The following is a 12923-nucleotide window of genomic DNA, read 5'->3' as shown; positions in this document are numbered from 1 at the left end:
GTCCCTGCACGCAGAGGGCAAGGCAGGCATGGCTGACGAGATCATTTCCTACGAACCCGCCACGGGAGCGGAATTGTGGCGCGGGCCGGTCGGCGATGCCGATACGGAGGTCGCCGCCGCGCGCAGCGGCTGGGCAGCATGGGCGGCGCTGCCGCTGACCGTCCGGGTCGAGACGCTGCGCCGCTTCGGCAACGTCGTCCGCCAGCGCCACGAGGCCTTCGCCGACCTGCTCGCCCGCGAAACCGGCAAGCCCCTGTGGGAAGCGCGGACCGAGGTCGACACCGTCATCGCCAAGGTCGACATCTCGGTCACCGCCTATGCGGAACGCACCGCGCAGCGCCGGCTCGAATCGCCGATGGGCAGCCGCATGGCGCTGCGCCACAAGCCGCATGGCGTGCTGGCGGTGCTCGGCCCCTATAATTTCCCCGCGCACCTGCCCAACGGCCATATCGTGCCCGCCCTGCTCGCCGGCAATGCGGTGGTCTTCAAGCCGTCCGAAAAGACGCCCGCGACCGGCGCCTTCCTGGTCGAATGCTATCGCGCCGCCGGCGTGCCGGACGCGTGCATCCGCGTCCTCATCGGCGGCCCGGCCGAGGGCAAGGCGCTGGCCGAACATCCCGATATCGACGGCCTGCTGTTCACCGGCTCGGCGCGCACCGGCCTCGCGCTCAACCGCGCCTTCGCATCCAAGCCCGAAAAGATCTTGGCGCTGGAGATGGGCGGCAACAATCCCATCGTCGTCTGGGACACGCCGGACCTGCATTCGGCCGCGGTGCTGGTGATCCAGTCCGCCTTCACCACCGCCGGCCAGCGCTGCACCGCGGCGCGGCGGCTGATCGTCGAGGATCGCTTGTACGAGCCGCTGCTCGACACGATCAACACGATGGTCGGCCGGCTGATCGTCGGCGCGCCGCACGACGATCCCCAACCCTTCCTGGGGCCGGTGATCGACAACCAGGTCGCCGACCAGCTCACCGAAAGCTTCCTTGCGCTGCTGATGCGCGGCGGCCGCCCGATCCGCCACCTCGAGCGCCTGCAGGACGACCGGCCGTTCCTGGTGCCGGCGCTCATCGACATGACCAACGCCAGCGAACGCCCCGATATGGAGCTGTTCGGCCCCATCCTCCAGGTCATCCGCGCCACCGAGTTCGACGAGGCGATCGGCATCGCCAACGACACGCGCTACGGCCTGTCCGCGGCCTTGGTCAGCCAGACCCCGTCGCTCTACGACCGCTTCTGGGCGGGCATCCGCGCCGGCATCGTCAACTGGAACCGCCCGACCAACGGCGCCTCCTCCTCCGCCCCCTTCGGCGGCATCGGCTGGAGCGGCAACCACCGACCGAGCGCCTATTACGCGGCGGACTATTGCGCCTATCCGGTGGTCAGCAACGAGGCGGAAGCCGCGCGCGCCAACATCGGGATCGGCCTCAGGGACGCGTGAGGCGCATTCACGCCGTCGAACCGCGTACCGCATCACCTTTTACCAAAGTCGCGTTATAAAGGCTCGATGCGGACCTTTGATTTCACCGAATATCTCGCGCAAGTCGAACAGCGGGCACGCGAAACGGGTGTAGCCGACATTCCCGTCGACTCCCTCCGCAACAAGGGTGGCCGGCGTACGGAGAACAAGCGCATGCTGCTGGCGCGCGCCGCGGCCCGCAGTGACGGGAAACCGCATCCCGTCATCAGCTATTTCTGACCGGACGCGCCGGGCCGTCGGCCCTACCCAAGTTCACCTAACCCTCACCAAAGCAACGCTGGCTTGTTCCCCGGCACGTGCCGGCCCATCTGCCGGATCATGGCTACGCTTCTCGATCCCAACGCCCGCGGGCGCGTCATCCTGGTCGGGGCCGGTCCGGGTGATCCGGGGCTGCTCACCGTCCGCGCCGTCGAGGCGTTGAAGACGGCGGATATCCTCGTCCACGATGGGCTGATCGATCCGCGCGTGCTCGATCTCGCGCCGCCGCAGGCGCAGCGCATTTCCGTCGCCAAGCGCCGCGCGCGGCATACGCTGCCGCAGGAGGCGATCAACGCGCTCATCGTCGCGCACGTCAAGACCGGCGCCATCGTCGTACGGCTGAAGGGCGGCGACCCGTTCATCTTCGGCCGCGGCGGCGAGGAGGTGGAGGCGGTCCGCGCCGCGGGCCTGCCGCTGGAGGTGATCCCCGGCGTCTCTGCGGCGCTCGGCTGCGCGGCGGAGGCGATGCTGCCGCTCACCCATCGCGATCACAGTTCGGCGGTCAGCTTCGTCGCCGGCCAGTGCAAGGGGCTGTCCGACCAGGATTGGGCGGGGCTCGCCGGCCAGGGCCGGACGCTGGTGATCTACATGGGCGTCGCGACCGCGGCCGATATCGCCGACAAGCTGATGGCGGACGGCGTCGCCCCGGACATGCCGGTGGCGGTGCTGGAGCGCGGCACGCTGGCGGGCAGCCGCGCACTGCGCACCCTGCTCGCCGACCTCGGCCCGATGGTCGCGCGCGAAACCGTGCAGAGCCCGGCGATCATCGTCGTCGGCGAGGTGGTCGAACTGTCCGACGCCGAGGACAAGCTCGCCCGCTGGGCGCGGGTGGCGGAGGGAGCCCACGAAAGTACTACTTTCGTGGGACCCGTGGAGGGAGCCCACGAAAGTACTACTTTCGTGGGACCCGCGGCATGAGGCTGTTGACCGGCAACGACCTGCCCAGCGGCGATGTCGTCTGGTGGACCGGCTCCGGCTGGTCGCGCCACGTCGAGGATGCCGTCGACGTCGGCGCCGACGGCGAGGCCATCCTGCGCGCCGAGGAAGGCGCCCGGCGGGTCAACGTCCCCTATCTGATCGATGCGGTCGCGACACCGGACGGGCCACGCCCGGCGCACATCAAGGACCGCATCCGCGCCCTGGGCCCGACGGTCCGCCCCGACCTGACGCTCAAGCCGGCCGACCCCACGGCGGGAAGCTGGGTGATATGATCCACGCCAAGAATGCATCCGGGATGCACGCGCGCCTTCCCGTCATCCCGCCGAACGCCGGGAGTAGGCGCCGCCCCTTAGCCGTCATCCCGGCGAACGCCGGGATCCATAGACGCCACCCGGTCGAGGTGCGGACTGCAATCGCGACAACATCCCCTCCATGGGTCCCGGCGTTCGCCGGGATGACGGAAGCGCGTGTGTCACGACACGCCTCCGCGCCCGCGCGTCTCGGCGCGAACCCAATCCTCTCCGCGCCTACCCGCCCCCACGCGAACACCAAAGCTCCGCGCCAAAAGGCCCAGCATGTATAAATACGACAAATACGACCAGGCGATCGTCGACGCCCGCGTCGACGAATTCCGCGACCAGGTCGAACGCCGCCTCTCCGGCCAGTTGACCGAGGACCAGTTCAAGCCGCTGCGGCTGATGAACGGCCTCTACCTGCAACTCCACGCCTATATGCTGCGCGTCGCGGTGCCCTATGGCACGCTCGACAGCCGGCAGATGCGGATGCTGGCGCATATCGCGCGGGAATACGACCGCGGCTACGGCCACTTCACCACGCGCCAGAACCTGCAATACAATTGGATCAGGCTCGCCGACGCGCCCGATATCCTCGCCAAGCTGGCGACGGTCGAGATGCACGCGATCCAGACCAGCGGCAATTGCATCCGCAACATCAGCGCCGACCAATATGCCGGCGCCGCGGCGGACGAGGTCGCCGATCCGCGCCCCTGGGCCGAGCTGCTCCGCCAGTGGAGCACCTTCCACCCCGAATTCAGCTATCTGCCGCGCAAGTTCAAGATCGCGGTGATCGCCGCGGAGGAGGATCGCGCGGCGATGCGGCTGCACGACATCGGCATCCGCCTGACGATGCGCGATAACGAGCACGGCGGCGAATTGGGCGCGGCGATCTACGTCGGCGGCGGCATGGGCCGCACCCCCATGGTCAGCCACCTGATCCGCGACTTCGTGTCCGCCGACGACCTGATGAGCTATCTGGAAGCGTGCTTGCGCGTCTACAATCGCTACGGCCGCCGCGACAACATCTACAAGGCGCGCATCAAGATCCTGCTGCACGAGATCGGCGCGGACGAATATCGCCGTCAGGTGGAGGAAGAATTCCTGGCGGTGAAGCAGCTCGGCCTCGATCCGCCGCGCGCCGAGCTCGAGCGGATCACCGCCATGTTCTCCGAGCCGGCCTTCGACACCGGCCCGGTGGCCCAGATCGATCGCAGCGATCCCGACTTCGCCGTCTGGCTCGACCAGAACGTGGTTGCGCACAAGCAACCCGGCTACCATATCGTCAACGTCAGCCTGAAGCCCGCTGGCGGTATTCCCGGCGATGCCTCGGCCGATCAGATCGACCTGCTGGCCGATCTGGCAGAACGTTTGTCTTTCAACGAGTTACGCGTAACGCACGCGCAAAACATCGTGCTCCCGCATGTGCACGGGCGCGACCTTTGTGACCTTTGGACGGCGCTGCGCGACGCCGGCCTCGCCGAGCCGAACCTCGACCTCATCACCGATATCATCGCCTGCCCCGGCCTCGATTATTGCAGCCTTGCCAACGCCCGCTCGATCCCGCTGGCGCAGAAGATCGCCACCCGCTTCGCCGACCGCGAGCGGCAGCGCGACCTTGGCGAACTGAAGCTCAAGATCTCAGGGTGCATCAACGCCTGCGGCCACCACCATGCCGGCCATATCGGCATCCTCGGCGTCGACAAGAAAGGCACCGAGAACTACCAGCTGTCGCTCGGCGGATCGGGGGCAGAGGACGTCAGCCTCGCCAAGATCACCGGCCCCGGCTTTTCCGAGGACGGCGTCGTCGACGCGATCGAGCGGGTGACCGATCGCTATCTCGCCGTCCGCACGCCCGGCGAACGCTTCCTCGACACCTATCGCCGGGTCGGCTTCGAACCGTTCAAGGAGGCGATCTATGGCTGATACGCTGCTGCGCTTCCGCGACGACGAGGCGCATGACGAACCCGCGGTGACGCTCGACGCCTTTTTGGGCCAGAGCAACGCCACCGCGGTGCGGCTGGAGGCGGGGGAGGATGCTCGCGCGCTGTTGCCGCAACTGGGGCAGCTGGCGCTGGTCGAGGTGAGCTTCCCCACCTTCCGCGACGGCCGCGGCTACAGCGCCGCCCGGGTGCTGCGCGAGGCGGGCTATACCGGCGAATTGCGCGCGGCGGGCGACGTGCTGGTCGACCAGCTGCCGCTGATGCGCCGCTGCGGCTTCGACAGCTTCGCCCCCGAAGCCCCGATCGACGCCGAGGTGCTGCAACGCAGCCTCGACCGCTACGATTACCGCTATCAGGCCGCCGCCGATCGAATCGCGCCGGTATGGAAGCTGCGGCATGGCTAGTCGCGCGCTCGACACGATCGACGTCGCCCCCGCCTTCACCGCGGCGGATGCGGCGGCGATGCAGATCCGCTTCGCCGGGGTCGCCGCGCCGGACATGCTGCGCGCGCTGCTCACCGGCGAACTCGCCGGGCGGGTCGCGTCGGTGTCGTCCTACGGCGCCGAATCGGCGGTGCTGCTCCACATGGTCGCCAGCATCAATCCCGACATCCCGGTCATCTTCACCAACACGCAAAAGATGTTCGGCGAGACCCTCGCCTATCGCGACGAACTGTCGGAGCGGCTCGCCCTCACCGACCTGCGCGTCTTCCGTCCCGATCCTCGGATGCTTGCCGCAAAGGATGCGACCGGCATGCGCTGGTCCTACGACCCGGACGGCTGCTGCGACCTGCGCAAGGTGGAGCCGCTGCGCCGCGCGCTCGCCCCCTTCGATGCCTGGATCTCGGGCCGCAAGGGCTTTCAGGCCGGCACCCGCACCGCCCTCCCCCGCTTCGAGGAGGACGAGGGGCGGCTGAAGATCAACCCGCTCGCCGACTGGTCGAAGGACCAGCTCGACGCTTATTTCGCCCAGCACGACCTGCCGCGCCACCCGCTGGAGGCGCAGGGCTATCTGTCGATCGGCTGCGCGCCCTGCACCAGCAAGGTCCGCCCCGGCGAAGACCCCCGCGCCGGCCGCTGGCGCGGCTGGGACAAGGTGGAATGCGGCATCCACGTGAGCCCGCTGCCGGGCGACGATCCGACGTTCTGAGGCGGCATACGTCGGTCACCCCGCGCCGTCATTGCGAGCGGGGCGAAGCAATCCAGTGCCGGACCAGGACGCCCTGGATTGCTTCGCTGCGCCCGCAATGACGGACGCGCTAGGCGCAGACTCACCGGCATTAGCAAACGTCATCCCGCTCACTCGGCAACGTTTCCTTACATATTCGCCTAGAACCGTTACGGACCCGACGCGTTGTCGGCTGTCATGGGGGGAAGGTACAAAGCTTTGATCGCGGGGGCATTCGTGCTTCTCGCCGGATGTAACACGCATCAGTCGACGCTCGCGCCGTTCGGTGCGGACGCGGCGGACATCCGCCATCTGTTCATCGTCATGCTGATCGGCGCCGTGCTCATCGCCGCCGGAGTCGCGCTGCTGATGCGCCACGCGGTGCGGGCGCCCGAAGGGGAGCTCGGCCTCGACAAGGGCATGCGGCTGGTGCTGTGGCTCGGCGGGGTGATCCCGACCATCGTCCTCCTCGGCCTGCTCGCTTACTCCCTCCCCTATATGCGGCCGCGCAGCTACGGCCCCGCCGACCTGCAGATCGCGGTCGAGGGCGAGCAATTCTGGTGGCGCGTCACCTATCGCCCGTCCGGCGGCGCCCCGGTCGAAAGCGCCAACGAGGTGCGCATTCCCGTCGGCCGTACCGTCGCCTTCCGCCTCACCGCCGCGGACGTGGTGCACAGCTTCTGGATCCCCGGCCTCGGCGGCAAGATGGACATGATCCCCGGCCGCACCAACACCCTGGTGGTGCGCGCCGACAAGCCCGGTCGCTACCGCGGCCAGTGCGCCGAATTCTGCGGCCTCAGCCACGCGCTGATGGCGATGGACGTGGTGGCGATGGAGCCCGCCGCCTTCGACCGCTGGCTGACGCGACAGGCGGGTCCGCCGCCGCCGGTCGTGACCCCGGCGTTTCCCGGCTCGCCGGTGTTCACCGGCGCCCGCGCCTTCGCCGCCTACGGCTGCAACGGCTGCCACACGATTCGCGGCACGGGCGCCGCCGGCACCATCGGTCCCGACCTCACCCATCTCGGCAGCCGCGCGACGCTCGCCGCGGGCATCCTGCCGATGACCACCGCCAATCTCGCCGCCTTCATCCGCCATCCCGAACGCACCAAGCCCGGCGTGCGCATGCCCGCCTTCCCGCAGATGTCCGAACCCGAGGCCACCGCCATCGCCCGCTACCTGCAAGGCCACCTATGAGCCTCCACGACCAGGACGATCCTGCCCTCCGCGCCGCCCAGGAGGAGCGGCTGCGCGCGGTGTGGAAGCCGCCATCGGGCTGGTTCTTCCGCTGGACGGACGTCAACAACAACCGCGTCGGCATCTGGTATGTGCTGACGGCGTTCGGATTCATGCTGTTCGCCGGCGTGCTCGCGCTGGTGATGCGCACGCAGCTGGCGGTGCCGGACAACGACCTCGTCTCGGCCAACACGTTCAACCAGCTGTTCACGCTGCACGGCTCGATGATGATGTTCCTGTTCGCCGTGCCGATGTTCGAGGCGGTGTCGATCATCCTGCTGCCGCAGCTGCTGGGCGCGCGCGACCTCCCTTTCCCGCGCCTCTCCGCCTTCGGCTATTGGTCGTTCCTGCTCGGCGGCGTGTTCGTCGGCGGCTCGATCTTCTTCAACGCCGCGCCCGACGGCGGCTGGTTCATGTACCCGCCGCTCACCACGCGCACCGACCTTTCCGGCCTCGGCGCCGACATCTGGATGCTCGGCCTTTCGTTCATCGAGGTGTCGTCGGTCGCCGCCGCGGTGGAGCTGATCGTCGGCGTGCTCAAATGCCGCCCGCCGGGCATGCGGCTCAACCTGATGCCGCTCTATGCCTGGTACATCCTGGTCGTGGCGGTGATGATCCTGTTCGCCTTTCCGCCGCTGATCGCGGGCGACCTGTTGTTCGAGATGGAGCGGCTGCTCGGCTGGCCGTTCTTCGATGCGGCGAAGGGCGGCGATCCCTTGCTCTGGCAGCACCTGTTCTGGATCTTCGGCCATCCGGAGGTCTACATCGTCTTCCTGCCCAGCATCGCCCTGTTCGCGATGCTGATCCCGACCTTCGCCCAGCGTCACCTGCTCGGCTATCCGTGGATCGTGCTGGCCGCGGTCGGCACCGCGTTTCTGTCCTTCGGCCTGTGGGTCCACCACATGTTCGCGACCGGCCTTCCTAAGATCAGCCTCGCCTTCTTCTCCGCCGCGAGCGAAGCGGTGGCGATCCCGACCGGCGTGCAGATCTTCGCTTTCATCGCGACGTTGTGGGCGGGCAAGGTCAAATGGTCGACGCCGCTGCTCTACGCGAGCGGCAGCCTCGCGATCTTCGTCATCGGCGGGCTCACCGGGGTCATGGTGGCGATCGCGCCGTTCGACTGGCAGGCGCACGACACCTATTTCATCGTCGCCCATCTTCATTACGTGCTGATCGGCGGCACGCTGCTGCCGCTGTTCGGCGGCCTTTATTACTACTGGCCGCTCATCACCGGCAAAAAGCTGAGCGACCGGCTGGGGCGCATCGCCTTCTGGATCATGTTCACCGGCGTCAACCTCACCTTCTTCCCCATGCACCTGTCGGGGCTGGAGGGCATGCCGCGCCGCGTCTTCACCTATCCCGCCGACCTCAACATCGGCTGGCTCAACCTTGCCTCGACGCTGGGATCGTATTTGTTCGCGACCGGCGTGCTGGTGCTGGTGGTCGACCTCGCGCTGTCGCCCCGCCGGGCCAAGGCGCCGCGCAATCCGTGGAACGCCGGCACGCTCGAATGGCTGGCCCACCCCGACGACGAGGACTGGGGCATCCGTTCGGTGCCGTTGGTCGAGAGCCGCTACCCGATCTGGGACCAGCCCGGCTTCGTCGCCAAGGTCGATGAAGGCCGCTTCTTCCTGCCCGATGCGGAGGAAGGCCGGCGCGAGACGATCATCACCTCCGTCCTCGATGCGAGGCCCGTATCGGTGATCCGCCTCGGCACGCCGAGCGTCAAGCCGATGATGACCGCGGTGGCGCTGGGCGCGGTGTTCATCCTGACCACCTATCATCTCTACTGGATCGCGGCGCTCTGCGGTGTGGTGACTGTGGCCTGCATCTTGTGGTGGCTGTGGGATACCGCCGAGATCCCGGAAAAGCCCGAAAAGCCGATCGGCCACGGCATGACGATGCCGCTCTACATCGCCGGGCCGGCGGCACCCGGCTGGTGGGCGATGTTCATCACGATGATGGCGGACGCAACCGCCTTTTCCGGCCTCGTATTCGGCTATTATTTCTACTGGACCATCCACCCCGATTTCGGCGCCGGCTTCGCCGGACCGGGGGTGAGCGCGCCGATGATCGCGCTGGCCGTGTCGCTGGCGAGCTGGGCCGCGACGCTGGCGGCACGCGAGGTCCATCGTCGTGGCGGCGTCGCGGCGGCCCGGCTGCTGCTCGTCGTCGGCGCCGTGACTGCCATCGCCGGCCTGTTCGCCGGCCTGCGTTGCCTCGACGGCCTCGATCCGAAGGCGAACGTCTATCCCGCGATCGTCTGGGTGCTGGTGATCTGGACGGTCGTGCACGCCGCGGTCGCCGCGATCATGCAGGCCTATACGCTCGCCCGCAGCCTGGCCGGGCGGATGACTCCCAGCCACGATGCCGACCTGCGCAACATCACCTGCTATTGCCACTTCTTCGCGCTCACCGCGCTCGTCGCCTATCTGACGGTCGGTTTGTTCCCGGAGGCGGGGCTGTGAGGCGCTGGCTGCACCGCGCCCGCCGCCTGCGCGTCACCTTGTGGACGCTGATCGTGCCGCCGACGACCTGGGCGGTGCATTTCCTCTTCTCCTATCTCTGGGCCGCGGTGTCCTGCGCGAAGATCGGCGCCTGGGCGCGCTTCCCCACCGCCTTCGCGGTCGGCACGGTGATCGCGCTGGTGGTGATCGTCGGCGCCGGCGTGATCGCGTGGCAACAGGCGCGCACCCCCGGCGATCCCGCGCCGCACGATGCCGGCACCGAGATCGACCGCCTCCGCTTCCTCGCCTATTCGACGCTGCTGCTGTCGGCATTGAGCTTCATCGCGGTGGTCTTCACCGCCCTTCCCGTCCTCGTGCTGAGCGATTGCCGGTGACGCGCGGCCTGCTCCTCGCGGCCGCCCTGCTGCTCGGCGTCGGCTGGAGCCTCAGCGGCTGGGGGATGACGGGCCATATGGTGGCTCACATGATCGCCGTGGCGATTGCGGCGCCGTTGCTCGCGCTGGCGGTGCAGGGCAGCCGCCATGATCCGGCCCTGCGCTGGCCGCGGCTCGCCACGCCCCTGCCGGCGGCGCTGATCGAGGCGGTGGTGGTCTGGGGCTGGCACGTCCCCGCCCTCCGCATGGCTGCTGCGCACCATCCGGCATGGCTGGTCGCCGAGCAGGCAAGCTTTCTCGCCGCCGGCCTGCTGCTCTGGTCTGCGGTGCTGGCGCCGCAGCATCGTGCCGCGGGCGTCGTCGCGCTGCTCGTCACCTCGATGCACATGACCCTGCTCGGCGCGCTGATCGGCCTCGCCCCGCGCCCGCTCTACATGCACCATGGTCCGCATGCCCTCGTTGACCAGCAACTCGCCGGCGTCGTCATGCTGCTCGTCGGCGGCATCGCCTATCTGGCCGGCGGACTGGCGCTGCTCGCCCGCCTGCTCCGCTCCCCGCAAGAGGCCGCCGCATGACGATCCGTATCACCTGGTTTCGGGCGCTCGCGGCCGCCGTCGTGCTTGGCGTGGCGGGTATGCTCTTCGCCTGGTCGGGGGTGATGAACCTCGCCGCATCGAGCGGCCATTGGAAGATCACCGACTGGTTCCTCCACTGGGCGATGCGGAGTTCGGTCCGCACCCATGCCGCCTTCACGTCGCCCGACGATCCCGCCGATGCGACCGGCCTCGTCAGCGCCGCCGGCCATTTCGCCAATGCCTGCTCGGTCTGTCACGGCGCGCCCGGCGTGAAGCCTGCGCCGGTGATGCAGGCCGCCACCCCGCCCGCGCCCGACCTCGCCAGGAATGCGAAGGAATGGAGCGACAAGCAGCTGTTCTGGATCGTCCAGCACGGCGTCAAATACACCGGCATGCCCGCTTGGGCCGTGCAGGACCGCCCCGACGAGGTGCGCCGCATGGTCGCCCTCGTCCGCCGCCTGCCCGGCATGACGCCGGCGCAATACCAGGCGCTGGTCGGCGAACCCGATCCGGCATCGGACCTTGCCGCCTGCACCGGCTGCCACGGCGTCGACGGCAAGGGGCGCGGCGCCCCCGACGTGCCCGTGCTCGGCGGGCAGGACCCCGCCTATCTGCTCGCCGCGTTGCAGGGCTATGCCAGCGGCCGCCGCTCCAGTGCGGTGATGCAGCAGGTCGCGATGCGCATGCAGCCGCAGGACATGGCGGCGGACGCACGCCGATTCGCCGCCATGCCGGGCCTCGGCACGCGTCCGGCCGCTGGCGCCGCCACGGACGCCGAGGCGGCACGGATCGTCACCAGCGGCCTGCCCGCCGTCCAGCTTCCCGCCTGCGCCAGCTGCCACGCACCGGGCAAGCCCTATCCGGTCCTCGCCGGGCAGCGCGCCACCTATATCGCGCAGCGCCTGCGCGACTGGCGCGGCGACAAGAATGTGGTGGATGCCCGCAAGAGCCACGCGACCATGCCGGTGATCGCCCGGCGCATCCCGCACGACATGATCGATCGCGTCGCCCGCTACCTGGCCGGCGATCCGCCGCAGCGGTGATGGCGTCGGGGGAAAGTGGCGGAGCTGTCAGTTTAAGGCGGACGCGTCTCCGGTGCCAAAGCTTGGATGGTCAAGGCCACAGATCAGCTGACGAGCACTCGCCACTCAGCCAGTGCCGCTGAGCGTCGTTCCTTGTAGGTCTGTCGGTCGGTGAGATGGCGCTCCAGGCTGAAGTGGTTGTGGACGTTGGCGTGGACAGAAGCGAACTTCTGCAAGCTCTTCATCCGTCGGAAGCGGAGCATCGCCCGCTCTCGTCGTCGGAACGGCAGGTGTGAGTTCTCCGCCCTGTTGTTGGCCCAGCGGCCCACCTCCTGACGATCAGCATTGCCAAGCTCGTTCATCGCGGCACGATAGCTGCGCAGACCATCCGTCGTGATCGCCTCAGGCGAGCCGTGGCGCTTCAGCGCCTTCTTCATAAAGGTGAGCGCCGCTGCCTTGTCCCGCGTCCTGGTGACGTAGCTTTCCAGCACCTCACCTTCATGATCCACCGCTCGCCACAGGTAGGCCATCTCGCCGTTCAGCTTCACGTACATCTCGTCCAGGTGCCAGCGCCAGTGGCGAAAGCCACGCATGCGGCTTACCCGCCTGCGGCGCACCTCGCCGGCAAACACCGGCCCAAACCTGTTCCACCACATCCGCACCGTCTCATGCAGATGTCGATGCCGCGCTCGAACAGCAGGTCTTCCACATTCCGCAGCGACAGCGGGAAGCGGACGTACATCAGCACCACCAGGCGGATCGCCTCAGGTGATGAGTTGAAGTACCGGAACGGACTGGCTGGCTTGCGCGGTCGAGGCATGCTGCCCGCCTACCCTGCCCTAATTACCAGCCGGTGCACTTGGGCTGACAGAGCCCTGGCAGCGGCTTGTGTATCACGGTCCATGACGACGGACGCGGATTGCTTCCCGGCTTCGACGCCGAGAGTAGCGCCAGCCTGGGACTGCGTATCGCGACGACCCTCGCGCGCGGACAAGGCGGCCGATTTTATCTTGAGCCGCGCGAGGGAACGCTCGCGACCCTCATTCTCCCATCGGAATCATTGGCAAGTGCCTACTTGGCTGCTCAAGATGCTGGCTAGGTTGTGAGTTTCCAGGCCGGGACTCAACGACCGAGCGACATCAGCGGCAGTTCGTATTGTGCAGATAATGAG

12 protein-coding genes and 1 pseudogene are annotated in these 12923 nt (G+C 68.2%); 12 read left to right on the top strand and 1 reads right to left on the bottom strand.

Translation table 11 applies throughout. The features are described from left to right. Positions 1 to 28 precede the first annotated feature (28 nt). The 12 genes from astD to AC4GY7_RS09610 all read left to right on the top strand — a co-directional run bounded on the left by astD (position 29) and on the right by AC4GY7_RS09610 (position 11773). Positions 29 to 1441 carry a succinylglutamate-semialdehyde dehydrogenase gene (gene astD, locus AC4GY7_RS09665; RefSeq protein WP_491113293.1) on the top strand — a complete coding sequence of 471 codons (1413 nt, stop codon included), beginning with the start codon at positions 29 to 31 and terminating at the stop codon, positions 1439 to 1441. A gap of 66 nt (positions 1442 to 1507) precedes the next feature. Further along, positions 1508 to 1699 carry a hypothetical protein gene (locus AC4GY7_RS09660; RefSeq protein ID WP_491113291.1) on the top strand — a complete coding sequence of 64 codons (192 nt, stop codon included), beginning with the start codon at positions 1508 to 1510 and terminating at the stop codon, positions 1697 to 1699. A gap of 99 nt (positions 1700 to 1798) precedes the next feature. Further along, entirely contained in the window at positions 1799 to 2656 is an 858-nt protein-coding gene (cobA, locus tag AC4GY7_RS09655; protein WP_491113289.1) for a uroporphyrinogen-III C-methyltransferase, read from the top strand. Then, positions 2653 to 2949, top strand: a complete 297-nt coding sequence (locus tag AC4GY7_RS09650) for a DUF2849 domain-containing protein (RefSeq protein ID WP_491113287.1) — start codon at positions 2653 to 2655, stop codon at positions 2947 to 2949. Before cobA ends, AC4GY7_RS09650 begins: the two co-directional genes overlap by 4 nt. Positions 2950 to 3252: 303 nt before the next feature. After that, entirely contained in the window at positions 3253 to 4896 is a 1644-nt protein-coding gene (locus tag AC4GY7_RS09645) for a nitrite/sulfite reductase (RefSeq protein WP_491113286.1), read from the top strand. Next, on the top strand, positions 4889 to 5317 hold the full coding sequence (locus AC4GY7_RS09640; RefSeq protein ID WP_491113284.1) for a DUF934 domain-containing protein: 429 nt from the start codon (positions 4889 to 4891) through the stop codon (positions 5315 to 5317). The genes AC4GY7_RS09645 and AC4GY7_RS09640 overlap by 8 nt, the downstream gene beginning before the upstream one ends. Further along, positions 5310 to 6062 carry a phosphoadenylyl-sulfate reductase gene (locus tag AC4GY7_RS09635; RefSeq protein ID WP_491113282.1) on the top strand — a complete coding sequence of 251 codons (753 nt, stop codon included), beginning with the start codon at positions 5310 to 5312 and terminating at the stop codon, positions 6060 to 6062. The genes AC4GY7_RS09640 and AC4GY7_RS09635 overlap by 8 nt, the downstream gene beginning before the upstream one ends. Before the next feature lie 216 nt (positions 6063 to 6278). Then, entirely contained in the window at positions 6279 to 7274 is a 996-nt protein-coding gene (gene coxB / locus AC4GY7_RS09630) for a cytochrome c oxidase subunit II (RefSeq protein WP_491113280.1), read from the top strand. Further along, positions 7271 to 9781 carry a cytochrome c oxidase subunit I gene (gene ctaD, locus AC4GY7_RS09625; protein WP_491113278.1) on the top strand — a complete coding sequence of 837 codons (2511 nt, stop codon included), beginning with the start codon at positions 7271 to 7273 and terminating at the stop codon, positions 9779 to 9781. Before coxB ends, ctaD begins: the two co-directional genes overlap by 4 nt. After that, positions 9778 to 10155 carry a hypothetical protein gene (locus AC4GY7_RS09620; RefSeq protein WP_491113276.1) on the top strand — a complete coding sequence of 126 codons (378 nt, stop codon included), beginning with the start codon at positions 9778 to 9780 and terminating at the stop codon, positions 10153 to 10155. The genes ctaD and AC4GY7_RS09620 overlap by 4 nt, the downstream gene beginning before the upstream one ends. Continuing rightward, a complete protein-coding gene (locus AC4GY7_RS09615; protein WP_491113274.1) occupies positions 10152 to 10730 on the top strand; it encodes a cytochrome c oxidase assembly protein in 579 nt (192 codons plus the stop codon). The genes AC4GY7_RS09620 and AC4GY7_RS09615 overlap by 4 nt, the downstream gene beginning before the upstream one ends. Continuing rightward, positions 10727 to 11773, top strand: a complete 1047-nt coding sequence (locus AC4GY7_RS09610) for a c-type cytochrome (RefSeq protein WP_491113272.1) — start codon at positions 10727 to 10729, stop codon at positions 11771 to 11773. The genes AC4GY7_RS09615 and AC4GY7_RS09610 overlap by 4 nt, the downstream gene beginning before the upstream one ends. 83 nt (positions 11774 to 11856) lie before the next feature. On the opposite strand, the pseudogene AC4GY7_RS09605 reads toward AC4GY7_RS09610, so the two are convergent. Continuing rightward, positions 11857 to 12572, bottom strand: a pseudogene (locus AC4GY7_RS09605) (IS6 family transposase). Positions 12573 to 12923 lie beyond the last annotated feature (351 nt).

The sequence above is a fragment of the Sphingomonas sp. SP5 genome (assembly GCF_058313455.1).
This window is presented reverse-complemented; position numbering and strand designations above follow the sequence as displayed.